The sequence below is a fragment of the Rhizobium sp. O111 genome, assembly GCF_055616315.1.
This window is the reverse complement of the sequence record NZ_JBSHXL010000001.1, coordinates 2,271,017-2,294,988: the sequence shown is the minus strand read 5'-3', so window position 1 is coordinate 2,294,988 and position 23,972 is coordinate 2,271,017. Positions and strand designations below refer to the sequence as shown.

The following is a 23,972-nucleotide window of genomic DNA, read 5'->3' as shown; positions in this document are numbered from 1 at the left end:
GGGATATCGGGAGGGCGTTTTTATTTTGTAATCAGTCGCTTGGATGTATCTTCTCAGTGCCTGTCGGCGCTCAGGCTGTCCGCCCAGTCCATGACGCGATGGCCTTCGACCGCCATGCTGCTGGCAAAGGCGAGGGTACGCAACGCCATGAGCCGACGCTGCTCTTCATTATCGATCCAAGCGGCAACGGCTTCCGCCACGACCTGGTCGTGCGCTACGCCGAGCTGCTCTATGACCGCATCGAGTCTTTCCGCCAAAGGCAACGGTATGCTCGACACGAGTGTCCTTTTTTGCATTGTGGCCGTCTCCCGTGAAATCTCATGCTATTCCCACATTGTGGCGGGACATGTCTCATTCAACGACGATGCCGTCGATGTTACCAATCATTACCAAAATATAAGGTTGGTCCGGCGAACGGATTGCTTTCCCCATCCGGCGGATAAGCCTATATCGCAAATATGCTCCTAAATCGACTCTTTCGTGCCTTTGAAACCTGGATTGATCCCTTCCAACCGCGCGACAATATTCAGCCGCCGCGGTCGACGACGGGCTTTATCTGGTTCTACATTGGCCAGGCCAAGCTCCCCTTCATCGCCATGCTGGTTCTCGGTGGCATGTCGGCCGCGATCGAGGCGGCGCTGTTCTGGTTCGTCGGGCGGGTCGTCGATATTCTCGCCAGCATCAAGCCCGACGTCGGCTGGCACGGCCTGCTTGCCGCGCATGGCTTCGAGCTGTTCGGCATGCTCTTCCTTATCGGCCTCGTGCGCTTCATCGTGCAGCTCATAATCGCGCTGGTCGATCAGCAGGTGATCACGCCGGGATTCTACAATCTCGCCCGCTGGCAATCCTACCTGCATGTGTCGCGGCAATCGCTGTCGTTCTTCCAGAGCGACTTCTCCGGGCGGATCGTCACCAAGGTATGGTCGGCGGGGCAGGCGACCGGCGACCTCGTGACATCGTTGATGGAGAGCGTCTGGTTCGTCGGCATCTATGCGGCGACGACGCTGGTGCTTGTCGCGCGGCTCGACCTGTCGCTGGCGGTGGTCGTGCTCTGCTGGCTGGTGGCCTTCGGGGTTCTGGCGCGCTATTTCGTGCCGCGCATCCGGCGCCACTCGCGCGATACGGCCGAATCCGCCTCGATGCTCAACGGACGCATGGTGGATGCCTATAGCAATATCCAGACGCTGAAGCTGTTTGCCAGGGACGAAGAGACCGATCGCTACATGCGGCAGGGCTTCGATGCGTTTCAGGCGACCGTGCTGCTCTTCACCCGCTTCATCACCGGCGTTCGCGCCTCCATGGCGCTGCTCTCGGGCATCATGATCGTGACCATGGCCGGGCTCAGCGTGCATCTGTGGCTGAAGGGGCTTATCAGCTCGGGCGCCGTCGCGTTTTCGCTGGCGCTGGTGCTCAGGCTGAACTTCCTGCTCGGTCGCCTGATGACGCAGTTCAACGGCATCATGCGCAATCTCGGCACGATCCAGAACTCGGCGGAGCTGATCTCCAAACCGCTCGGTCTCGTCGACAAGCCGGATGCACCGGATCTCGTCATCGCCGAGCCCGGTATCCGTTTCGACGACGTGTCCTTCCACTATGGCAAGGGCAGCGGCGTGATCGATCATTTCTCGCTGACCATCGCGCCCGGCGAGAAGGTCGGCATTGTCGGGCGCTCGGGTGCCGGCAAATCGACGCTCGTGAACCTTCTGCTCCGGCTCTACGATCTCGAAGGTGGGCGGATCCTGATCGACGGGCAGGATATCGCCGGCGTCAGGCAGGAATCGCTCAGGATGCAGATCGGCGTCGTCAGCCAGGACACGTCGCTGCTGCATCGCTCGGTGCGCGACAACATCCTCTTCGGCCGCCCGGATGCCGGCGAGGCCGGATTGATCGAGGCGGCGCGTCGGGCCGAAGCGCTGGGCTTCATCCAGCGGCTGGAGGATCAGCAGGGACGCAAGGGGTTCGACGCGCATGTCGGCGAACGCGGCGTCAAGCTTTCGGGCGGGCAGCGGCAGCGGATCGCGATCGCGCGGGTGATGCTCAAGGACGCGCCGATCCTGGTTCTCGACGAGGCGACGTCGGCGCTGGATTCAGAGGTGGAAGAGGCGATCCAGACGAACCTCAACCGGATCATGGACGGCAAGACGGTTCTCGCGATCGCGCACCGACTGTCGACGATCGCAGCGCTCGACAGGCTGATCGTCGTCGACAAGGGGCGCATCATCCAGGAGGGTACGCACGAAGCGCTGCTGCGCGATGGCGGGCTCTACGCGGAGCTCTGGGCGCGGCAATCCGGCGGCTTCCTGGCGGCTGATCTGGAAGAGGTCTAGGCGTTCAGGCGGGCGCTATCAGCGATCGATGGCGATCTCTGCCATCAGCCCGTAGTGGTTGGAGCCGGCATTGTCGCCGATCTGCCTGACCGACATCAGCCGCAGCGGCGGGCGGGCGAGTACGTGATCGATGGCGATGCCGAGCTTGCCGGCTCGGGTCGGCCATGTCGCAGGCTCCGGAAAGACCGTGTTCAGGCCGGTCGCGCGGACGAAATCCTGGATATGCGGATCGATGATGGCCGAGTTGAAATCGCCGGCGACGATGAGCGGCCCGTCCGTTCTTTTGACGATCCCGCGCAAATCCCAGAGTTCATCGATCTGGAAGCCGTCGAAATAGGGCTTGGCGAGGTGGACGGAGGCGAGGTGCACCGGCGTTCCGTCGACATCGATCGTCACCTGGACGAGACGGTTGGGCCAGAGATCGCCAAGGGTTCTCACCCCCTGCTCCAGGAAAGGGCGTTTGGAGAGGACAAGCGTATCGCATCCCGGCGTACCGACGCCGCAGCCGATGCGATAGGGGTAGGTCGCGGACAGCCGGGGAAGTTCCTGAAGCAGCGGTATGGCCTCGAGGATATTGACGATATCGGCGCCGGAGGCGATCACGGCGTCGGCGATACGGCGGCTGTTTTCGAAATTGTCGTTCTCGATGTTGAAAGACATCAGGCGAATGAGCGGGCGCGACGAAGTCGTGGGCGGGGCGGCCTCGAATTCCTTCAGCATCAGGACGCCGTGGGCGGCAAGCACCACCGACGCCGTTACCAGCAGATAGGCGTACCAGTGGCGCCTGATGAGGATCAGGACGAGGCTTGCGGCAAGCCCGGCCAGCGCGAAATGGACCTGAAAGCTGTACACGAAGGCAAGCAGCCAAGTGTGCGTGAGATAACGCAAAGAAATGGCGGCAAGCAGCAGCGAGACGAGAACACTGCCCACGCAGAATAAAGTGTGTCTCATAGGATGGCACCGGGCGTGAGCGAGTAATATTTCGGCGACGTAACACGCGGCTGGATATGTTGCAACGCAACACTGTTGCAGCCACGCGATTGTCCTAAAGAATCAACTCTCAAGGGGCGCGACATTGTGCCCACTTGCCCTGCCGAGGCTGGACATAATTGATGATCGATAATAGAACGCGGCTTAGTGGGTGGGGAATCTAAGTTCGAATATCTGTATGACAGATTCGTCGCCTTGGAGGGATGGCACGGAAAATTCCGTGAAATTTGGGCAGAGGATGTTAAGCCGTGAGCGAACACGAAACGACAGGCGGGGTCTCTAGCGAGCCCACACGCCGTGATTTCCTTTATTTAACCACGGGTATGGCAGGCGCCGTCGGCGCCGTCTCTGTCGCATGGCCGTTTATCGACCAGATGCGTCCCGACGCGTCGACGCTGGCTCTGGCTTCCATCGAAGTCGACGTGTCGAGCCTCGAGCCTGGCATGTCGCTCACCGCCAAGTGGCGCGGCAAGCCGATCTTCATCCGCAACCGTACACCTGAGGAAGTGAAGGCTGCAGATGACGTTCCGATGGCGGAGCTCAAGGATCCGATCGCGCGCAACGCCAACCTCGCCGCCGATGCGCAGGCAACGGGTGTCGACCGTTCGGCCGGCAAGGACAAGGAAAACTGGATCGTCATGATCGGGTCCTGCACCCATCTTGGCTGCGTTCCGCTCGGCCAGGCCGGCGAATACAACGGGTGGTTCTGTCCCTGTCATGGCTCGGTCTACGATACGGCCGGCCGCATACGGAAAGGCCCGGCGCCGCAGAATCTCGCGATTCCGACCTATTCGTTCGTTTCCGACAAAGTTATCAAAATCGGTTGAGGGGGACTGATTTATGAGTGGCCATTCCAGCTACGAGCCATCAACCGGCCTTGAGAAGTGGATCGATGCACGCCTGCCGCTGCCTCGTCTCGTCTATGACAGCTTCGTCGCCTATCCGGTTCCGCGCAACCTGAACTACGCCTACACCTTCGGCGCCATGCTGTCGGTGATGCTGATCGTGCAGATGCTGACCGGCATCGTGCTCGCCATGCATTATGCGGCGGAAACATCCGTTGCCTTCAATTCCGTCGAAAAGATCATGCGCGACGTCAACCACGGTTGGCTGCTGCGCTACATGCACGCCAACGGCGCGTCTTTCTTCTTCGTCGCGGTCTATCTGCATATCGCCCGCGGCCTCTATTACGGCTCGTACAAGGCGCCGCGCGAAATCCTCTGGATCCTCGGCGTTCTCATCTATCTCCTGATGATGGCGACCGGCTTCATGGGCTATGTTCTGCCCTGGGGTCAGATGTCCTTCTGGGGCGCCACCGTTATCACCGGCTTCTTCTCGGCATTCCCGCTGGTCGGCGAATGGGTGCAGCAGTTCCTGCTCGGCGGCTTTGCTGTCGACAATCCGACGCTGAACCGCTTCTTCTCGCTGCACTACCTGCTGCCCTTCGTGATCGCCGGCGTCGTCATTCTGCACATCTGGGCGCTGCACGTCACGGGCCAGACCAACCCGACCGGCGTCGAGGTCAAGACCAAGACGGACACGGTGCGGTTCACGCCCTACGCGACGCTCAAGGATGCGCTCGGCGTTTCTGTATTCTTGCTGGTTTACGCCTACTTCGTCTTCTACCTGCCGAACTTCCTCGGCCACGCCGACAACTACATCCCGGCCGACCCGTTGAAGACGCCGGCGCATATCGTTCCGGAATGGTACTTCCTGCCGTTCTACGCGATGCTGCGTTCGATCACCTTCAACATTGGACCGATCGATTCCAAGCTGGCTGGCGTTCTCGTCATGTTCGGCGCCATCATCGTCTTGTTCTTCCTGCCGTGGCTCGATACGTCCAAGGTTCGTTCCGCGGTCTATCGCCCGTGGTACAAGATGGCTTACTGGCTGTTCGTGATCAACGCGATCATCCTCGGCTGGCTCGGTTCGCAGCCGGCGGAAGGCCTCTACACCACGATCTCGCAGATTTGCACGCTGCTCTACTTCGCCTTCTTCCTGGTTGTCATGCCGGTGCTGGGTCTCGTCGAGACGCCACGCCGGGTGCCGAACTCGATCACCGAGGCGGTGCTGGAGAAGCGCAACAAGTCGGTCGCTGCCGAAGCGGCCAAGGCATGAGCGGGCGGCGAGAGGGAACACACATCATGAAAAAGCTTGTTGCAAGCATCCTGTCACTCGCAGTCGTCGGCTGTCTCGGGAGCGCGGCTGTCGCACAGGAGGCAAAGCCCGCCGAACATCACGAGGCGGCGACCCCGCACTATCCGCTGAAGGAGCCGAAGGAGGTCGACTGGACCTTCGCCGGTCCCTTCGGCCACTATGACAAGGGCCAGCTGCAGCGCGGCCTGAAGGTCTACACCGAAGTCTGCGCCGCCTGCCATTCCATGCACCTCGTGCCGTTCCGCATGCTGGGCGATCTCGGCTACTCGGAAGCGCAGGTCAAGGCGTTCGCCGCCAACTACGAAGTGCAGGACGGCCCGAACGCTGCCGGCGACATGTACAGCCGCAAGGCCGTGCCGTCGGACTACTTCCCGTCGCCATTCGCGAACGCCGAAGCGGCCGCGGCCTCCAACAACGGTGCGGCGCCGCCGGACTTCTCGCTGATCGCGAAAGCCCGCGAAGTCGAGCGCGGCTTCCCGCGCTTCATCTTCGATATCTTCACGCAGTACCAGGAAGGCGGGCCAGACTACATCTACTCGCTGCTGACCGGCTACGAGAACCCGCCTGAAGGCACGACGGTGTCGCAGGGCCAGCACTACAACCCGTACTTCCACGCCGCCTCCGTGCTCGCCATGCCGCCGCCGCTGTCGGATGGCCAGGTGACCTATGACGACGGCACTGCCGGCACAGTCGACCAGTACGCTAAGGACGTCGCCTCGTTCCTGATGTGGGCCGCCGAGCCGCATCTCGTCGAGCGCAAGCACACCGGCTTCATGGTGATGATCTTCCTTTTGATCTTCACCGTGCTGATCTACCTCACCAAGCGGTCGGTCTACGCCCGCAAGGACCACTAAGCCCAAGGGCTTTCGCAGGCAGGGAAGCGTTTTCCTGCCTGCTCTTCTTTTTTCCTTTCCCGTTCATTTCAATAGGGCTTCTTCAGGCGCGTTTGCGATGCGGCTTGCGCGAGCGCTTGTTCGGGCCTATCGATGTATTCGTTGAGATATATCGATAGGTTCAGCAATGCCGCTATTGTCGGGATACCACGCCACCCATGCTCCGCTCGCCAAGCTGCCGGCGACCGCGCAACGGTCTGCGCCGTCATTTGGCGCGACGGCGAAGCGCAGCGGGCGGGCGAAGACCTGGGAGATCAGCTCGCATTTCCATTGCTCGATCATCGGAACCTGCCTGACGGCCGGTGAGCTTCGCCAGGTGCTGATCAAGGTGGGCGAGGGCGATGCGCGTAGCGCAGGCGATCATGCGCTGCATTCACGCGGCGTATGGCTCGCCGGGCAGAAAGGCGTACCGGGCAAGCTTCTCAACAAGGCGCTCGATCGTCGCCACGAGAGCATGATCCGGCGGGCGGCATCGATCGACAGTGCCGAGGAACTCCAGCGGTTCTGGCGGGAGGCGTTTGATCGCGGCGATATCTCGGGGGCCTATTGGACGGTGATGACCCACCCGGCCGCGAACGAAAAGCTGGTGCGGGAAGTCTTCGGCGAGGTGCACATGCTGTCGCATCTGGTCGGCAGCGCGAGCCGGCTCGACATCGCCCGTTTGACCGAGCTGCAGCGCCAGGGCGAGGAAAAGGACGACAAGATCGCCAAGCAGGAGCGTCGCCTGGCTGCGGCCGCGGCCGAGCGCGTCGAGATGCTGCGCGAGATCGAGCAAGTGCGGGAGGCGCTTCGGCGGGCGCAGGCGGCCAGTGACACGCTCTGGTCTTCGGGCGAGGCACGGGCTGATGAAGCGCGTGGCGGGGTGTCTTCGGCCAATGCCGCTCACTCGGAGCTGTTGGCCGAACGGTTAGCCACGGCGCGACAGGAAACACAGCGAGAACAGCAACGCGCGGAGCTTGCTGAAGCCGAACTTTCCAAGTTGCGGTTGGAGAATGACCAGATCGAGGCGCTGCTTCTTGGCGACGGGTCGAGCGTCGGCGATGACGTGACGATGCTTGCATCCGGTATGGCTTCATCCGCGGCGTCGTCCGGCGAGGGGGCGGTGCTCTATGTCGGTGGTCGCCGAAGCCTCTATGACAGACTGCGGTCGCTTGCGTCCGACCACGGCGTGACGCTGCTGCTGCACGATGGCGGCCTTGAGGACAGCACGACGCTTCTGCCGGCCGCGCTTGCGCAGGCAACGACCGTCGTCTTCCCGGTCGATCACATCAGCCACACGGCGGCCGGCATCATCAAGCGGTCCTGCCGGGAGAGCGGCAAGGCCTACATGCCCTTGCGTTCGGCGGGGCTGACGAGCTTCCTGGCGGCGATCCGCGATGCCGCGAATGCCGGCCAGGGGCGAACGCTGCGCGCCGGCGAATAGGCGACGCTGATTATCGAACTTGAGTGCTCGTGCCGCATGCCGGCGCGGCCAGAGGAGGCTGTTTTTTGTTGGAAGCGCGGCGGGCAATTGATAGTGTGCGCCGGGCTTCCAACATGCCTCTCGATAATACGGAATTTTCAATGGACACTATCGCTTCCGAGCTTGCCGCCAGCATTCGCTCGATCCGGGACTATCCCAAGCCTGGCATCATCTTTCGTGACATCACCACGCTGCTTGGTGATCCCCGGGCCTTCCGCCGCGCCGTCGATGCGTTGGTGCAGCCCTATGCGGGCACGAAGATCGACAAGATCGCCGGCATGGAAGCAAGAGGGTTCATTCTCGGCGGCGCCGTGGCGCACCAGCTTTCGGCTGGCTTCGTGCCGATCCGCAAGAAAGGCAAGCTGCCGCACGAGACCGTGCGCATCGCCTACAGCCTGGAATATGGCATCGACGAGATGGAAATGCACATTGACGCGGTGAAGCCGGGCGAGAAGGTGATCCTCGTGGACGACCTGATCGCGACGGGCGGAACGGCTGTCGGCGCGACACAGCTGCTGCGCCAGATGGGCGCCGAGGTGGTGTCGGCCTGCTTCGTGATCGACCTGCCGGATCTCGGCGGGCGCGCCAAGCTGGAAGCGCTTGGCGTGGATGTGCGCACGCTGGTCGAGTTTTCCGGCCACTGAGGCCGATTACGCAGCCGACGCTTTACTCGAATTCGAGCACGCTGCTTTCGAACCTGACGACCGGATCGCCCGCGACATAGCCTTCGCAAAGGATGGTGTTGAGGATGCGGCCCGGGCGTGAGGCCATCGGGCGGCTGGACAACAGGGTAACGGCGTAATCGACGGTTTCGCCGGCGAAGACCGGGCGAATCCATTGCAGGTCCTTGAAGCCTGCGGCCGGGCCGAGCTTGGGCGGCGTGTGCCCCTCGCGGGCGAGCTTCTTGCTCTCGGCGATCCAGTAGGCGACGAATGTCGTCATCCAGCCGGCGCAGGTATGCCAGCCGGACGCGCAGAGGTCACCGAACAGGCTTTCGCGCGCGGCTTGCCTGTCCACATGGAAGCGCTGCGGATCATAGCGCGTGGCGAAGCGGATGATGTTTTCCTCGGTGAAGGCGTAGCTTCCCGTCTCGGTCTTTTCGCCGAGCGCATAGCGATCGAGCATCCTCATGCGCCTGCTCCCGTTTGCGCTTCGGTCGCGGTGGCCATGCGGAACATGATCGGGTTTTCCGACACGCAGACTGTTTCACCGCGCTGGTTTTCGAGCTCGTGGCGGAATTTGACGATGCCGATGCCCGGGCGGGAGCGCAGGGCGCGCGCCTCGAGCACGGTCGAGTGACCGGAGAGCGTGTCGCCAGCGATGACAGGTCGGCGCCATTCCATGATGTCGATGCCGGGCGCGCCCTCGGAGAGCGAATTCAGCAAATAGCTGTCGATCATCATGCGCATCAGCATCGCCGATGTGTGCCAGCCCGATGCTGCAAGCCCGCCGAGAATGCTTGCGCGTCCGGCTGCTTCGTCGGTGTGCATTGGCTGCGGGTCGAACTCGCTGGCGAATTCGATGATTTCCGCGGCGGAGACCGTGACCGGTCCAAGCGCTAAGCGGCGGCCGGGATGAAAATCCTCATAGGCCAGGATCTGATCGGACAAATTCATCTCCGCGTCATAGGCGTTTGTTCACGATTACAATAGCATCCATTGTAACTCAATGATTCATGAGAGATTTCCGATATGCCCGAGTTGAAGTTGATCCTTGATGAGGCCGAGCGGGAGGGCATTCTTCCCGACCGCGTTGCCGATCGGCTTCTGCCGTTTCTGATCGAGCGCGGCGTCAGGGTCGATGCGGTGGTGGCGGAGACGACAGGGCAGGCCGTGGCGTTTTCCGACACGGAGACGCCGAGCTTCGTGCGTGGGTTCCACGACGTGCTTATCACCATCGGGATCGTCGTGGCGCTTGCCGGGCTCTGGGGCCTCGGCTCCATCTATGCGGTGCTGCCCGCCATCATCGTGCTTGCCGAAATCCTCGTGCGCCGCCAGCGGCTGGCGCTGCCGGCGGTGGCGCTGACTTTCGCTTTGGCGATCTGGACCTGCGTCGCGCTGGCGATGTGGACGGGAGCCGTGTCGGCGATGTTGGGAGCATCCGACATCTTCGGGCTTGGTATCCACAATGACGGGCTGCAATATACGCTGGCCTTCCCCGTCGTGCTCGGCCTCTTCTATCTGCTCTACAGGATACCGCTTGCCTTGGCGCTGGCGATCATGGGGGCGGCGGTTGTGGTGCCGAAACTCATTCTGCGCCTGTTCGACTGGCTGAGCGCCACTCCGCTCGACATGGCCACCCATGAGAGCGTGCAGTCGATGCTGCTGGTTGCCTGCGCGATCGGCCTGTTTGCGATGGCCATGCGCTTCGATCTCAAGGATCCGTTGCGCAGGACCGTCAATTCCGACATTGCCTTCTGGCTACATCTCGGCGCCGCCCCCGTGCTGCTTTACAGCATTCTGTGGTTGTCCGGCGGCGGGAGAGGGGCGCTCGTCGGGCTCGACACGGTGTCGATGCGCACGCCTGTCGTGGTGATCACCGTCATGGCGCTGATGCTGGTGGGGTTGATCATCGACCGACGTGCCTTCGTGACGTCGGGACTGGTATCGCTGGGGGCCGCGCTCTACGGGATCTTCCGCCAGGGCAATGCGCAGGTGGATACCTACGTCTTCATCACGCTGCTGGCGGTGGGCGTGATCGTTCTCATCATCGGCACCGGCTGGATGCCGCTTCGGCGCGCCGTTGTGCGCCGTCTGCCTGATGGCATGCAGAAGAGACTGCCGCCAGCTTAAAGCGTGTCGCGATCCTTCGGATTCGCTCGCCACGCTTTAAATTTTTGTTCTGTCGCATGTCGGTGCCGCAAAACCGCTGCACACTTTTGCGCGACCTGCTTCAGGCGGCAGTCCTGTCGTTTCGAAATCAGGTGTTGAAGCGGAAGTGGATGACGTCGCCGTCCTGGACGACGTATTCCTTGCCTTCGTCGCGGCCCTTGCCTGCTTCCTTGGCGCCGACTTCACCCTTGAAGTTGATGTAGTCGTCGTAGCCGATGGTGAAGGCGCGGATGAAGCCGCGTTCGAAATCGGTGTGGATGACGCCGGCCGCCGCCGGGGCCTTGGTGCCGCGGCGGATGGTCCAGGCGCGGGTTTCCTTGGGGCCGACGGTGAAATAGGTGATCAGGTCGAGCAGGTGGTAGCCGGCGCGGATCAGACGGTCGAGACCGGCTTCCGTGAGGCCGAGTGCCGAGAGAAACTCGGTTGCTTCTTCTTCCGGCAGCTGCGCCACTTCGGCTTCGATCGCAGCCGAGATGATGACGCATTCAGCGCCCTGCTTCTCGGCCATTTCGGCGACCGCCTTGGTGTGCTCGTTGCCGTCGACGGCATCGCCTTCGGCGACGTTGCAGACATAGAGAACCGGATGCGAAGTGAGGAGGTTGAGGCCCTTCAGGATCTCGATCTCTTCCGGTGCCAGCGTCTTCAGGAGAAGACGGGCGGGCTTGCCTTCGTTGAGGAGCTTGATGACCGCTTCCATGACCGGAAGCTGGGCCAGCGATTCCTTGTCCTTCGAGGCTGCGCGCTTGCGGGTCTGCTCGACGCGGCGCTCCAGGCTTTCGAGGTCGGCGAGCATCAGCTCGGTCTCGATCGTGTCGGCGTCGCCGACAGGATTGATGCGGCCCTCGACGTGGGTGATGTCGTCATCTTCGAAGCAGCGCAGCACGTGGACCACGGCATCGACTTCGCGGATGTTGGCGAGGAACTTGTTGCCGAGGCCTTCACCCTTCGACGCGCCGCGCACGAGGCCGGCGATATCGACGAAGGAGATGCGCGTCGGAATGTTTTCCTTGGAGCCGGCGATACCCGCCAGCTTCTGCATGCGCGGATCGGGAACGGCGACTTCGCCGGTGTTCGGTTCGATCGTGCAGAAGGGATAATTCGCCGCCTGCGCCGCCGCCGTCTTGGTGAGCGCGTTGAAGAGGGTCGACTTGCCGACATTCGGCAGACCGACGATACCGCATTTGAAGCCCATGGCTGAAACCTGCTGTTCTTGAATTCCTTGGCCGTGCGTATGGGGTAAAAGCCGCCTCCGGGTCAAGCTTTTCGAGCGATCTTGCGTGATCAAAGCGGCTTTGGCTTGAAAGCGGCGCTTGCGGTGCAATATATTATGAGGGCTGAGCATGGCTCGCCCTCTTTCCTGTCATCAACGGATGGACTGCCCGATGAGTGACAACGATGTCGCCCTGAAACCGAAAGTGAAGTCGAAGCCGAAGCTTGATCGGCCGAAGCTCTACAAGGTGATCCTCGTCAACGACGATTTCACGCCGCGCGAATTCGTGACGGCGGTGTTGAAGATCGTCTTCCGGATGAGCGAGGAAGCCGGATACCGGGTGATGATGACCGCACACAAGCTTGGCACCGCCGTGGTGGTCGTCTGCGCCAAGGATATCGCCGAGACCAAGGCCAAGGAGGCCATGGATTTCGGCAAGGAGGCGGGGTTCCCGCTGATGTTTACGACAGAGCCCGAGGAATAGGTTCAGACACTTCGTCTGATCTGGAAGCCCGTCTTGTTCTGCACGAAGCCGCAGCTCTCGTAGAAGCGATGGATGCCGGGATCGGTGCGGCCGGTGAGCAGCATCACCTTGTAGCATCCCTCCTTCCAGGCGAGCTCGATCGCATGAGCGATCAGCGCGCTAGCATAGCCGCGCCGGCGATATGGCGTCGATGTGGCGACGTTTTCGATCAGCGCGTATGGCGCGCCGCCGCGGGTGAGGTTGGGCATGATGATCAGCGTCACGGACGCGGCCAGCGCATCGTCGGTCACGCCAACCAGCACGCGCATTCCGGGATAGGCCAGCATGGACGCGAAGCGCTCTTGCGCCACCGCTGGATCGATGGCGGGGTCGCCGGGGTTCATGTCCTTGTAGAGCGCGAGAAGCGCTGTGAGGTCTCCCGCCTCGGCGGCGCGGATGGCGAGAGGCGAGGGGGACATGCTCAGTCTTCCTTGTTGCCGAACATCTTCTTCAGCATCTCGGCCATCGGTCCTGTCGTCGGCAGCTTTTTCGGCTGGGCGCTGTTGCGGGCCTGATGGATATGCGACTTGCCTGCAGGTTTCTGAGGAGCTACGTTCGCACCAGAAGGCTTGGTGGGCTTCGGCTTGTCCTCGTCTTCCTTGCCGCCGACGGCGAGCGCCAGCTTGTTCATCAGCTGCGAATCCTCGCGCTTGACCAGCATTTCGAGATTGTCGGCTAGCGCGTCGAGCATGGGTTCCAGCCACTGCTGGTCGACCTTGGCGAAATCGCCGAGCACGTAGTTGTGCACCAGATCCTTGTTGCCGGGATGGCCGATGCCGAGGCGCAAGCGCCGGTAGTCCCGGCCGCAATGGGCGTCGAGCGACTTCACGCCATTATGGCCGCCATGGCCGCCGCCGACCTTGATGCGGGCCTTGGCGGGCGCGAGGTCGAGTTCGTCGTAGATGGCGACGATGTCGGATGGCTGCAGCTTGTAGAAGCGCATCGCCTCGCCGACGGATTCGCCCGACAGGTTCATGTAGGTCTGCGGCTTGATCAGCAGTACCTTCTCCCCCGCGATCTCTCCTTCGGAGATCTCCGCCTTGAACTTCTTCGACCATGGCGAAAACGAGTGGCGGCGGTGGATGGCGTCCACGGCCATGAAGCCGATATTGTGGCGGTTGCCGGCATATTGTCTGCCGGGATTGCCGAGGCCGGCGATAACAAGCATGGCGCGTTCATTCCTGGGCGTTTCAAATTCTGAACGTGTTCACCACCGCGAAACGACGCTGAAGTCAAGCGCAAGCAGCCTACGGCGGCCAGAATTGATGAGGCGGGGTCGGAGACGCGCTATCAGTGACGTGAGTGCAGGCCGTATTTGGCGAAGATCGCGCGCTGCGTGCCCTCAGTGATCAATGCGTCGAGCGCCTGCTGCATCCTGGTCCTTATGGCCTCGGGGAAGCTCTTCTCGCAAGCTATCCCGAGCGATTGGGAAGAGAGGGTGGCGACGCGCACGAGCGGCTGATCCAGCTTGAGCTTTTCGAAGTAGATCTCCGAGATCGGCATGAGGTCGATGCGGCCGTTTATGAGCTTGCGCAGCGTCGAGGGGAAGTCGCTGGCGACGTCGATCCTGGGGAAGTCCTTTTCCTTCAGCAATTTCTCGGTGTAGTCGCCGCGATGCGTGCCGATGACGTAACGCCGGGTGTCGTCCAGATCGGTTTCGCGAATGCCCGAGGCGGCGGTGGCCACGAGAATATTGTCGTCCACCAAGAGCGGCTCGACCCATTTGAAGAGCTTGTCGCGCTCGGGGCTGTGCGCCGTGGTGAAGAGGCAGGTCATCGGCGTGGCCTGAGCCGCCGCATAGGCGCGGGTCCAGGGCAGAAGCTCGATGCGCATATCGATATCGGCCTTCTGCATCAGCAGCTGCACCTGCTCCACCGATGTGCCTTTCAGGGTATCGCCTTCGTGATAGCTGAAAGGGGGATACTCCTCGGTGACGAAATTGACGGTGGCCGCGCGCGTCGTACCGGCGAGGAGCAGGCTCAGGAGAGCAAGAAGCAGCAGTGGTTTGATCATCGGCTTCTCTCTTGCGTTTACGAGGCGCGGGCAAGCGTGTTGGCGTCCGCCAACCGGGTCATCAGCTGCTCGACGGTTTGCGGACGGTGGAAGAGGTAGCCCTGGCCGTAGTCGAGACCCATCTCGCAGAGCGTATGGCATTCCTGCTCGGTCTCGATGCCCTCGGCGATCACGTTGCAGCCCATCTTGTGTGAGAGGGTGGTGATGCTTTCGACGAGCGTGCGGCTCTTCTGCCTGATGTCCTCGTTGGCATCGTTGATCGAGCGCGTAAACGACTGGTCGATCTTGATGATGTCGACGGGGAAGCGGTTGAGATAGCTGAGCGAGGAGTAGCCGGTTCCGAAGTCGTCGAGCGCGATGCGGCAGCCGAACTGGCGGATATCGCTGACGATTTTGCGGATCTCGGGGTTGTTGTGCATCAACACCGCCTCGGTGATCTCGACGACGATCCGCTCGGGGCGAATGTTATACCGCATGAGCAGCGAGGCCAGACGTGCCGGCAGCGACGGCTCGAACTGCAGCGGCGAGAAGTTGATGGCGAGGTAGCTGTTCTCAAGGCCCGGCAGTGCCGAGAGCGTCGCCAGGTGCTCGATCGCCTTCTCCATGATGACGTTGCCGACGCGGATGATCTTTCCGGTCTCCTCGGCGACGTTGATCACCTCGGCAGGCGCCATCAGGCCCTTCACCGGGTGGTTGAGGCGCATCAGGGCCTCGAAGCCGGCGACGCCGCGACCTTTGAGATTGACGATCGGCTGCAGGTAGGCTGCGAACCAGTCCTCGATCAGGCCGATCTCGATGCAGCTTTCGATCTCGGCGCGGGCGCGGGCGTGATCCACCATGCCGCTGTCGAAGTGCTGGGCGCCGTTCTTGCCGTCGCGCTTCTTGGCATACATCGCCATGTCGGATTTCTGCAGCAGTTCGGCGGCATTGTCGGCGTGGCGCGGATAGATGGCGATACCGACGCTGGCGCTCAGATGCATGTCGGTGCCGAAGGGCTCGTTGAAGATGGAGGCGAGCATCTCGGCCATGAGGTCGGCACGCTCGGCGGCGTTGCCTGCGGGCAGCAGGATGGCGAACTCGTCACCGCCGAGGCGGGCTGCCACATCCGTGGGCGCAAGCTTGCTCTTCAGACGGCCGACGAATTCGCGCAGCGCCTTGTCGCCCTCGGCGTGGCCGAGGTTGTCGTTGATCCATTTGAAACGGTCGAGATCGACGAAGAGGCAGGCGAGCTCCTGGTTGGCGGCGTCCGCCTCGCGGATCTTGCCGTCGAGGACGGTCTCGAAGCCCTGGCGATTGAGCAGGCCAGTCAGATGGTCGGTGATTGCCTGCTTGTGGTTGCGGGCTTCCGATGCCTTCAGCGCCGTGACATCGGTCATGACCGACAGCGACAGACCGCCCTGGCCGCCGGTGGCAGTCTTCGATTCCAGGATCAGCACGTCCATGACGCGGCCGTCGGCGCAGAGGAACTTCACGGTGACATCGACAGTCGCGCCGCCATTCAGCTCACCCTTGCGGCCGAGGAAGGCGCTGCGGGCGTCCGGGGTGACGAGATCGGTGAAGCGGTTGCCGATGATATCATCGCGCTCGTAGCCGGTGGCGGCGAGCCAGTAGTCGCTGACGGCGGTGATGTGGTCGTTTTCGTCGAGCGAGAACAGCATGGCAGGCGTCAGATTGTAGATGTCGATGGCGCGGCGGTGCGCAAGCTTCAGCTCCTGCTCCTCGCTTTCCAGCTTGGACTGCATGGTGTTGAAGCTCTTGGCAAGGCGGCCCATCTCGTCGTTGGAGCGCCAGTCGACATGATGGCGCGAGCCGAGCTGGCCGGTGGCCTCGATGGCTGCGATCAGGCGCATCAGCGGGCGAACGAGGACGATGCGGTTGCCGATGAGGGCGGCGCAAAAGACGATCAGAACGGCGAAGACGAAGATCGACAGGAAGATGATCTCTTCATTCTTCAGGCCGGAGAACAGGTCCGGCGCGGGATAGAAGACCGAGATCGTGCCCAGCTTCTTCGGACCGTCGAGCGTGGTGTAGGTGATGGCGTGCGAGACTTCGATCAGCTGGCCGTTATAAGAAGCGGGGATCGTCGACTGGGTGACGTCAAGCTGGCCGGATTCATCGCGGACCTGAACCTTGACGATGTTGCCCTGCGAGACGACGGCGGCGCTGATCTGCGCGACACTGTCTTCGTCCAGATCCCAAAGCGGCTTTGCCAGCGCTTGCGAGTTGGCGACGAGAAGAACGGAGATGTGGTCGCGGATTTCCTTTTCGGCGCGTCCGGAGGACAGGAAGAGGAACAGAACAAAAAGCGGGGCTACGAGCAGAAGCAGTGCAGCGAACACAATTCCTAGAAATCTGTTCTGAACGGAATTATGCATTTTCCTGCGTCTGCCCCTTGCCGCACAATTTTTTCGTTCAGAACAGAACTTGCTCTGGAACGATGGGGCATGCTTCCACGAAATGTCTTAATCGAAGTTGAAGCGGCTCTGTCCGAACAAATGAAAAGACCCGCTTTCCGGAGAAAGCGGGTCTTATACTTTACAAAGCGTTCAAGCGATCAAATGATCAAGCTTCAGCTTCGCCAGCTTCTTCTTCTTCTTCCGATACGCCAGCTGCCGGAGCAACGATCGTAGCGATGGTGAAGTCGCGGTCGATAACCGTGGTCACGCCCTTCGGCAGGGTGACTTCGGAGATGTGGATGCTGTCGCCGATCTTCTTGCCGCTGAGGTCAACGTTGAAGAATTCCGGGATCGCATCAGCCGGGCAATGAACTTCGACGTCGTGACGAACGATGTTCAGAACGCCGCCGACCTTGAGGCCCTGGGACTTTTCTTCATTGATGAAGTGAACCGGGATCGCAACGGTAACGGCGGTGTTGCCGGATACGCGCAGGAAGTCCACGTGCATGGTGAAGTCGCGGACCGGATCGAGCTGGTAGTCCTTCGGCAGAACCTTGTACTTCTTGCCGTCGACGTCGATCGTAGCGATGGTGGTCATGAAACCGCCAGCGTGGATGCGCTTCGTTACCTCATTGGTGCTGAGGGAGATCGAAATTGGGGCCTGCTTGTCACCATAGATGACAGCCGGGATGAGACCATTGCGGCGAAGTTCACGGGCGGACCCCTTACCAACCCGTTCGCGCGCCTCGGCCTTGAGCTCGTAGCTTTCGTGGCTCATGACTTTTCCTTCCGAGGTTATTTGGAGAGCTCGGCGCAGGCATCGCCTGTCGCTGAACTGGAGGCGGGTTTCCCCATCCTCATCCGCATTGCCTCCAAGGGTGTCTGTGCGGACGCGTGCGCTATAGTCTAGTTGTGGCGGAATGGCAAGGGCGCGGCGCTTGAGAGCCGTGGCGGTGTGAACGCGACCATGCTGCAATTCTTTAGCATGAGCTGATGCAACTTAGACATCAGCCGTCAGCGCCAGTCAAAACTCAGGATCAACCACCGTTGACGGAGCATTAATGACAGTTGCGATTAGCAATCGTCAAGACTTCGCCGGCTGCCGGAAATTACCGGTTTCTTAAGCGACCGCATATGAAAGCGAAACGGCAAATTGGTCCGGATATATGATGCTTACCGTTTTTAACTGCATTGCCTACATGCATGATCTCAGGCTGGTCGTTTTGGCCGGATGCCTGTGCTTCCTGTCGAGCCTTGCTGCGCTGACACTGCTGCAGCGGGCGCGCAGCACCGTCAAGGTCGCGCGCCTGATCTGGCTTTTGATGGGTGGTGCTGCCGGCGGTTTCGGCATCTGGGCAACGCATTTCGTGGCGATGCTTGCCTATGATAGCGGCGTGGTCGTCGGTTACGACACTTCGCAAACATTGACGTCGCTCGTACTGGTGGTGGTCGCGACGCTTGCCGCCGTGGCTTTCGCTGCCGGCGCGGAGAGCAGGGTGCGGCGGGCGTTCGCCGGCATGCTGTTCGGCGTCGGCGTCACCTCGATGCACTTTCTCGGCATGACGGCTGTGCAGTTTCCCGGCAGCATGGATTGGGACCAGTCGCTCGTGCTTGCCTCGATGTCTTGCGCGGTGGTCATCTCGGCCATCGGCTTTTATATGCTCCCCGATATCAAGACCGATGCGCGCAAGCTGCTTATGCCTGCCGCAACGGTCTGCGCCGCGATCGTGGCGATGCATTTTACGGCCATGGCGGCGCTGACGATCGTGCCCGGCCCGGGACCAGTGATCGATCCGAGCGAGACCATGTCCACCGGCTTCATGGTCGTCACGCTTCTCTCGGTCTCGCTGTCCATGATCACGTCCGGCTTTGCAGCGGCGCTGTTTGCGATGCGTGCGGAAAGCTCGACGAAGGAGAGCGAGGCGCGTTTCGAGATGCTGGTGCAGGGCGTGACCGATTACGCGATCTACATGCTCGACAAGGATGGCCGGGTCGCCAACTGGAATGCCGGCGCCGAACGCGCGAAGGGATATACCGCCGACGAAATCATCGGCGAGGATTTTGGGCGCTTCTACTCCGAGGAAGAGCGCGCGGCCGGCCTGCCGCAGCGGGCACTTTTGAAGGCGCGCACCGAGGGGAAATTCGAGGCCGAGGGCAAGCGGTTCCGCAAGGACGGAACGTCCTTCTGGGCGCACGTCGTGATCGATCCCATCTGGGGCGCCGAAGGCGAGATCGCCGGCTATGCCAAGATCACCAAGGATGTGACCGAGCAGAAGGCCGACCGCGACCGCATCAAGGAAGTCTCGCGCAACCTCGATCTCGCACTTGAAAACGTCTCGCAGGGCATCTGCCTGTTCGATGCCGAGGAACGGCTCGTGCTGGCAAACCGCCGCTATAGCGAGATCTTTGAATTCGAGCAGGGAACGATCCGTCCCGGCATGAGCTACAAGGAGATCATCGCGATCGGGTACGAGATCCACTTCTCGGATCCAGAGGCCGTGGCCAAGCGCGCATCCGAGCATTACGACAAGCTGATGCGGGCGCTCAGATCCGGTGAACGCTCGATCGTGCACAAGGGCGCGCATGGCCGATCGATCCAGCTGAACCTCAACGAGCTTCCCGATGGCGGTTGGGTCGCGACCTACGAAGACATTACGGAACGGCTGATTTCGGAAGAAAAGATCGCCTTCATGGCGCGCCACGACGCGTTGACGGGCTTGCCCAACCGCTCCGAGTTTTCCGAGCGCCTGTCGCAGGATCTGGCTGTCGCCAAGCGCGCCGGTACGAAGGTCGCGGTCATCGGCATCGATCTCGACAAGTTCAAGGAGATCAACGATCAGCGCGGCCATAGCGCCGGCGATCAGGTGCTGGTCACGCTCTCGGAGCGCATGAGCCAGCTGCTCGGCGAAGACGAATTCGTTGCCCGCTTCGGCGGTGACGAATTCGCGGCGATCAAGCAGTTTTCCGATATCGCGGATCTGCATGATTTCGTGGCGCGGCTGGAGGCGAGCCTGACTGATGACTTCCAGATCGATAGTTTCGACATCAATCCCGACGCCAGCATTGGCGTTGCCATCTATCCGCAGGACGGAGCGACCGGCGAGATGTTGCTCGCCAACGCCGATCTTGCCATGTACCGCGCCAAGGCGACGCTTTCTGAGCGCATCTGCTTCTATGAAGTGGCGATGGACGAGGCGGCTCGCGACCGTCGCAAGATGGCAAGCGATCTCTGGTCGGCGATCGAAAAGAACGAGTTGCATCTGCACTTCCAGGTGCAGAAGTCCGTCTCAACAGGTGACATCACCGGCTACGAGGTACTGCTGCGCTGGGATCATGCGACGCGGGGCAACGTGCCGCCGGGCGAGTTTATCTCGGTTGCCGAGGAATGCGGCGCGATCGTTCCGATCGGGGAGTGGGTGCTTCGCGAGGCCTGCAAGGAGGCCGCGGGCTGGACGAATAAGCACAAGATCGCCGTCAACCTGTCGCCCGTCCAGATCGGTCACCAGGATATCGCCCATCTCGTGCATTCGGTCCTGTTCGAGACCGGGCTCGAGCCATGGCGCCTGGAGCTTGAGATCACCGAGTCGTCGATCATCGTCGACAAGGACCGGGCGCTGCTGACGCTGCGTCAGGTCAAGAATCTCGGCGTATCGATAGCCATTGACGATTTCGGCACGGGCTATTCGTCGCTGGAAACGCTGCGCGCCTTCCCGTTCGACAAGATCAAGCTCGATCGCAGCTTCATGAACGAGGTGGAGACGAGCGAGCAGGCGAAGGCGATCATCCGCGCCATCCTGGCGCTGGGGCAAAGCCTCAATATTCCGGTGCTCGCGGAAGGCGTCGAGACGGATGTGCAGCTTGGTATTCTGCTCGACGAAGGCTGCGACGAGGCGCAGGGCTATCTGCTCGGCCGGCCGATGCCGATGCGTTCACGCAAGATCGCTGCCTGAGGTCGCGCATGCAACTGCCGGGTTGACAGGGTGGGGGCCTAGCCTTCACATGCGACCTCAAATGGTACGGGAGAAATTCAGCATGCAACTCAAGACCCTAACGGCGACCGCTGTCGTTCTTCTTGGTTTGGTTTCGACGTCTTACGCGGTCGAAATCAACCAGCAGGGCGCCAAGGAAATCGAGGCGAACCTGTCGAAGCTCCTGCCGAAGGATGCAGCCAAGGGCTTCGTGACCGTCAACCCGGCCGGCACGCGCTACGAGATCGTTTACGACTTCGCGGCGCTGTTGAAGAAGGCAGACCCGAAGAATTTCTCCATCAAGGGCCTGAACCCCTGGTCGATCTTCGCGACGCCTGAAGAGAGCGGCCTGTGGACGATCGAGGGCAATAACTCGCTCGACGTCACCGGCTCGTTCAAGGCGCCCGGCCAGCCGAACACCGAATTCACCTATGTCATCGATTCCCTGATTTCGAACGGCATCTTCGATCCGGCGATCAGCTACCTGAAGTCCGGCGACTTCTCCAGCAAGGCGCTCCGCTTCACGTCTAAGACGGAGAAGGAAGAGGTTAGCGTCGAGACCGGCTCGTCGACCTACAAGATGACCTCGTCGGACGGCGAGCTGAAGGGCCGCACCAATTTCGCCGGCAGCGGCACGATGAACGGCTTTGTCGAGAAGATCAGCGGTAAGGAAGTCCCGCCGGTCGAAATCCGCGCCGACTCGGTGGATTTCGCAGCTGCCGTGAACGGCGTTTCCGTCAACGATTTCCGCGCGATCCTGGCCTTCATCATCGAACATGCCGATGAGAAGAAGCTCAAGCGCGCCGAGAGCGAAGAGATCAAGGAGCTAGTGCGCAAGTCGTTCCCGCTGATGTCGAGCCTCAACGAGACGGTGACCATGAACAAGGTCAGCGTGTCGAGCGTGGCTGGCAGCGGTGGCGCCGATAGCATCGATTACACGATCGGCATGAGCGGTCCGAGCGATGCGATGCGGTTCGATGTCGGCATGGCTGCCAAGCAGATCAGCTTCGACAGCGCTCTGCTGCCCGAAATGTATGCGCCCTTCGTTCCCGAAGAGGTGGACATGCAGTTCGCCTTTCCCGAGCTCAACATCGCGGCTGTCGGCGACGAGCTGATGAAGGTCGATTTTGCCGACGACAAGAAGAGCAAGGCGGAAAGCGACAAGGCTTTCGAGAAGCTCCTGACCAATGGCGAGTTCGTCGTTGCCTTCCCTAAGATTTCGGCGCGCTCCAGCGTCTATGATGCCGAGATCTCGGGTGAAGTCCGCGGCATTCCGGAGTCCACCACGGCCTATTCGTTGAACGCATCGATCGTCGCGCGCGACTTCGACAAGACGATCACCGCCATCCAGGAACTGGCCAAGAGCAATCCCGATCTCAACCAGGTTTCCTTCGGTCTGATGATGGTCAAGGGCTTCGGCAAGACCGATCCGGATGGTCGTCAGCGCTGGGACGTCAGCGTCGCACGCGATGGGTCGATCACGGTCAACGGCCAGGTGATCAAGGGCGCGAACTGAGCCCCAAGTCGTTTCCGGCCCCGTTCGTGGGCCGGAAACCTGCTGCTCGTTAGAGAGCCAGCATAATCAGCGGCGGCATTCGCCCTGACCGACGATGCGGAAGCCCGCATTGCCTGCCTCGCATGAATTCGAAAATGTCCTGATCTGTCTGCCGCGCTCGCCACAAACGGGGCGGTATTCGCGCGTGCAGATGCCGCCGGGCCGCTGCGGCGGCATCGGTTCCTCATGGGGAGGGCGCGGACGAGGCGGGCGAGGGCCAGGTCCCGGCGTCATCGGTGGCCCGGCGCGGCATTCGCCACGACCGACGATCCGGAAGCCGCTGTTGTTGGCCTGGCAGGCATTGCCGAAGGTCTGCGTGCGTCCGCCACGTTCTCCACAGACGGGCGCGTATTCCATGGTGCACATTTGCGGCTGCGGCGGGCGAGGGCGCGGCGGTGGCGCGGGACGAACCGGGCCTGGTCCCGGTCCGTAACCTGGGCCTGGCCCATAGCCGGGACCCATGTCCGCCGTGCAGGCGGAGAGGGCCGGAAGGATGACCAGCATCGCCAGTCTGATCGGAGATTTCAGTATTTTCGCCATGCCTCTTCCTCCCGTCGGCTGGATATCATTGATAATCCTAGCCGAATTGGTGCGGGGGAGGAAGGGCGGAGAGAAAGTCCTTTCAGCCTCAGTCGAAGAGGCTGGAGACGGATTCTTCCTGGCTTGTGCGGTTGATGGCTTCGCCGATCAGCGTTGCGGTGGTCAGCACGCGGATATTGTGCGCCGACTGGACAGCCGTGGTGGGCTGGATGGAGTCGGTGATGACGAGCTCGCGCAGCTTCGAATTGGTGATGCGGGTGACCGCGCCACCCGACAGAACGCCATGGGTGATGTAGGCGGTAACGCTTGCAGCGCCCTTTGCGAGCAGCGCGTCGGCCGCGTTGCAGAGCGTGCCGCCGGAATCGACGATATCGTCGATCAGCAGGCAGTCCTTGCCGGTGACGTCGCCGATGATGTTCATGACTTCGGATTCACCCGGGCGATCGCGGCGCTTGTCCACGATCGACAGAAGACAGTCGAGACGCTTGGCGAGCGCGCGGGCGCGCACGACGCCGCCGACGTCAGGCGACACGACCATGACGTTGGAGATGTCATAGTTGGCCTTGATGTCGCGCGTCAGGATCGGCACGGCATACAGGTTGTCGGTCGGGATATCGAAGAAGCCCTGGATCTGGCCGGCGTGGAGATCGAGCGTCAGGACGCGATCGGCACCGGCTTCGGTGATCAGGTTGGCGACGAGCTTGGCCGAAATCGGCGTGCGACCCGAAGCGCGACGGTCCTGGCGTGCATAGCCGAAGTAGGGGAGGACCGCGGTGATGCGGCGGGCCGACGAGCGGCGCATCGCATCGATCATGATGAGCAATTCCATCAGGTGGTCGTTCGTCGGGAAGGACGTCGACTGCACGAGGAAGACATCCTCGCCGCGTACGTTTTCCTGGACTTCCACGAAGATTTCCTGGTCGGCAAATCTTCGGACCGTTGCTCTGCCCAAGGGCACTTTAAGATAGTTGCAGATCTCTTCGGCGAGGTGCCGGTTCGAATTGCCTGCGAAAACCTTCATCTTGGTCCGCCTGTTGCCTGCTGATAGCCGCGCTTTTTAGCCAGCTTGTTTCCGAATGCAAGGGTAAACGCGACTTGCGCCTTGAT

The 23,972-nt window shown here is 61.5% G+C and carries 22 protein-coding genes; 10 read left to right on the top strand and 12 right to left on the bottom strand.

Going from position 1 to position 23,972, the window contains the following annotated elements; all coding sequences use genetic code 11:
- Positions 1–53: 53 nt before the first annotated feature.
- Positions 54–296, bottom strand: coding sequence for a hypothetical protein (locus tag ACVTFQ_RS11675; protein ID WP_018897370.1), 243 nt, complete (start codon positions 294–296; stop codon positions 54–56).
- Between the two features lie 162 nt (positions 297–458).
- Here ACVTFQ_RS11675 and ACVTFQ_RS11670 point away from each other — a divergent pair, with 162 nt between their 5' ends.
- On the top strand, positions 459–2,327 hold the full coding sequence (locus tag ACVTFQ_RS11670; protein ID WP_111562875.1) for an ABC transporter ATP-binding protein: 1,869 nt from the start codon (positions 459–461) through the stop codon (positions 2,325–2,327).
- An 18-nt stretch (positions 2,328–2,345) separates the two neighbouring features.
- Here ACVTFQ_RS11670 and ACVTFQ_RS11665 read toward each other — a convergent pair whose 3' ends face one another.
- The gene (locus ACVTFQ_RS11665; RefSeq protein WP_111562874.1) at positions 2,346–3,278 is read right to left on the bottom strand and encodes an endonuclease/exonuclease/phosphatase family protein; all 933 of its coding nucleotides are present in this window, start codon (positions 3,276–3,278) and stop codon (positions 2,346–2,348) included.
- Between the two features lie 287 nt (positions 3,279–3,565).
- On the opposite strand from ACVTFQ_RS11665, the gene petA reads away from it, so the two are divergent.
- The 5 genes from petA (at position 3,566) to ACVTFQ_RS11640 (ending at position 8,473) form a co-directional block, all read left to right on the top strand.
- Positions 3,566–4,144, top strand: coding sequence for a ubiquinol-cytochrome c reductase iron-sulfur subunit (gene petA, locus ACVTFQ_RS11660; RefSeq protein ID WP_026282791.1), 579 nt, complete (start codon positions 3,566–3,568; stop codon positions 4,142–4,144).
- 13 nt (positions 4,145–4,157) lie between these two features.
- The gene (locus ACVTFQ_RS11655; RefSeq protein ID WP_111562873.1) at positions 4,158–5,435 is read left to right on the top strand and encodes a cytochrome b; all 1,278 of its coding nucleotides are present in this window, start codon (positions 4,158–4,160) and stop codon (positions 5,433–5,435) included.
- A 26-nt stretch (positions 5,436–5,461) separates the two neighbouring features.
- Complete coding sequence (locus ACVTFQ_RS11650) at positions 5,462–6,328, top strand: cytochrome c1 (protein WP_047506103.1); 867 nt, start codon at positions 5,462–5,464, stop codon at positions 6,326–6,328.
- A gap of 166 nt (positions 6,329–6,494) precedes the next feature.
- Positions 6,495–7,790, top strand: coding sequence for a DUF2325 domain-containing protein (locus tag ACVTFQ_RS11645; RefSeq protein WP_111562872.1), 1,296 nt, complete (start codon positions 6,495–6,497; stop codon positions 7,788–7,790).
- 140 nt (positions 7,791–7,930) lie between these two features.
- A complete protein-coding gene (locus tag ACVTFQ_RS11640; protein ID WP_111562871.1) occupies positions 7,931–8,473 on the top strand; it encodes an adenine phosphoribosyltransferase in 543 nt (180 codons plus the stop codon).
- A gap of 22 nt (positions 8,474–8,495) precedes the next feature.
- Here ACVTFQ_RS11640 and ACVTFQ_RS11635 read toward each other — a convergent pair whose 3' ends face one another.
- A complete protein-coding gene (locus ACVTFQ_RS11635) occupies positions 8,496–8,960 on the bottom strand; it encodes a MaoC/PaaZ C-terminal domain-containing protein (RefSeq protein WP_111562870.1) in 465 nt (154 codons plus the stop codon).
- The gene (locus ACVTFQ_RS11630) at positions 8,957–9,445 is read right to left on the bottom strand and encodes a MaoC family dehydratase (protein WP_409527947.1); all 489 of its coding nucleotides are present in this window, start codon (positions 9,443–9,445) and stop codon (positions 8,957–8,959) included. Before ACVTFQ_RS11630 ends, ACVTFQ_RS11635 begins: the two co-directional genes overlap by 4 nt.
- 75 nt (positions 9,446–9,520) lie before the next feature.
- On the opposite strand from ACVTFQ_RS11630, the gene ACVTFQ_RS11625 reads away from it, so the two are divergent.
- Complete coding sequence (locus ACVTFQ_RS11625) at positions 9,521–10,621, top strand: hypothetical protein (protein ID WP_112436407.1); 1,101 nt, start codon at positions 9,521–9,523, stop codon at positions 10,619–10,621.
- Positions 10,622–10,748: 127 nt separating this feature from the next.
- On the opposite strand, the gene ychF is transcribed toward ACVTFQ_RS11625, so the two are convergent.
- Positions 10,749–11,852 carry a redox-regulated ATPase YchF gene (ychF, locus tag ACVTFQ_RS11620; RefSeq protein ID WP_112436406.1) on the bottom strand — a complete coding sequence of 368 codons (1,104 nt, stop codon included), beginning with the start codon at positions 11,850–11,852 and terminating at the stop codon, positions 10,749–10,751.
- Between the two features lie 190 nt (positions 11,853–12,042).
- Between ychF and clpS the strand changes: the two genes are divergently transcribed.
- Entirely contained in the window at positions 12,043–12,354 is a 312-nt protein-coding gene (gene clpS / locus ACVTFQ_RS11615) for an ATP-dependent Clp protease adapter ClpS (RefSeq protein ID WP_018897383.1), read from the top strand.
- 2 nt (positions 12,355–12,356) lie between these two features.
- On the opposite strand, the gene ACVTFQ_RS11610 is transcribed toward clpS, so the two are convergent.
- The 5 genes from ACVTFQ_RS11610 to ACVTFQ_RS11590 form a co-directional block, all read right to left on the bottom strand.
- Complete coding sequence (locus tag ACVTFQ_RS11610; protein ID WP_111562867.1) at positions 12,357–12,812, bottom strand: GNAT family N-acetyltransferase; 456 nt, start codon at positions 12,810–12,812, stop codon at positions 12,357–12,359.
- Positions 12,813–12,814: 2 nt separating this feature from the next.
- Entirely contained in the window at positions 12,815–13,561 is a 747-nt protein-coding gene (gene pth / locus ACVTFQ_RS11605) for an aminoacyl-tRNA hydrolase (RefSeq protein ID WP_111562866.1), read from the bottom strand.
- Positions 13,562–13,683: 122 nt separating this feature from the next.
- The gene (locus ACVTFQ_RS11600) at positions 13,684–14,406 is read right to left on the bottom strand and encodes a substrate-binding periplasmic protein (RefSeq protein WP_111562865.1); all 723 of its coding nucleotides are present in this window, start codon (positions 14,404–14,406) and stop codon (positions 13,684–13,686) included.
- Between the two features lie 17 nt (positions 14,407–14,423).
- Positions 14,424–16,781, bottom strand: a complete 2,358-nt coding sequence (locus ACVTFQ_RS11595) for an EAL domain-containing protein (protein ID WP_111562864.1) — start codon at positions 16,779–16,781, stop codon at positions 14,424–14,426.
- A gap of 187 nt (positions 16,782–16,968) precedes the next feature.
- On the bottom strand, positions 16,969–17,580 hold the full coding sequence (locus ACVTFQ_RS11590) for a 50S ribosomal protein L25/general stress protein Ctc (RefSeq protein WP_111562863.1): 612 nt from the start codon (positions 17,578–17,580) through the stop codon (positions 16,969–16,971).
- 391 nt (positions 17,581–17,971) lie between these two features.
- Between ACVTFQ_RS11590 and ACVTFQ_RS11585 the strand changes: the two genes are divergently transcribed.
- Positions 17,972–20,752 carry an EAL domain-containing protein gene (locus ACVTFQ_RS11585; RefSeq protein WP_111563012.1) on the top strand — a complete coding sequence of 927 codons (2,781 nt, stop codon included), beginning with the start codon at positions 17,972–17,974 and terminating at the stop codon, positions 20,750–20,752.
- An 82-nt stretch (positions 20,753–20,834) separates the two neighbouring features.
- On the top strand, positions 20,835–22,286 hold the full coding sequence (locus tag ACVTFQ_RS11580; RefSeq protein ID WP_111562862.1) for a hypothetical protein: 1,452 nt from the start codon (positions 20,835–20,837) through the stop codon (positions 22,284–22,286).
- A gap of 66 nt (positions 22,287–22,352) precedes the next feature.
- Here the strand turns inward: ACVTFQ_RS11580 and ACVTFQ_RS11575 are convergent, their stop codons facing one another.
- Positions 22,353–22,787: a Kazal-type serine protease inhibitor domain-containing protein gene (locus ACVTFQ_RS11575; protein ID WP_470423976.1), complete on the bottom strand. Its 435-nt coding sequence runs from the start codon at positions 22,785–22,787 to the stop codon at positions 22,353–22,355.
- 166 nt (positions 22,788–22,953) lie between these two features.
- Positions 22,954–23,886, bottom strand: coding sequence for a ribose-phosphate pyrophosphokinase (locus ACVTFQ_RS11570; protein WP_018897392.1), 933 nt, complete (start codon positions 23,884–23,886; stop codon positions 22,954–22,956).
- Between the last annotated feature and the right edge of the window lie 86 nt (positions 23,887–23,972).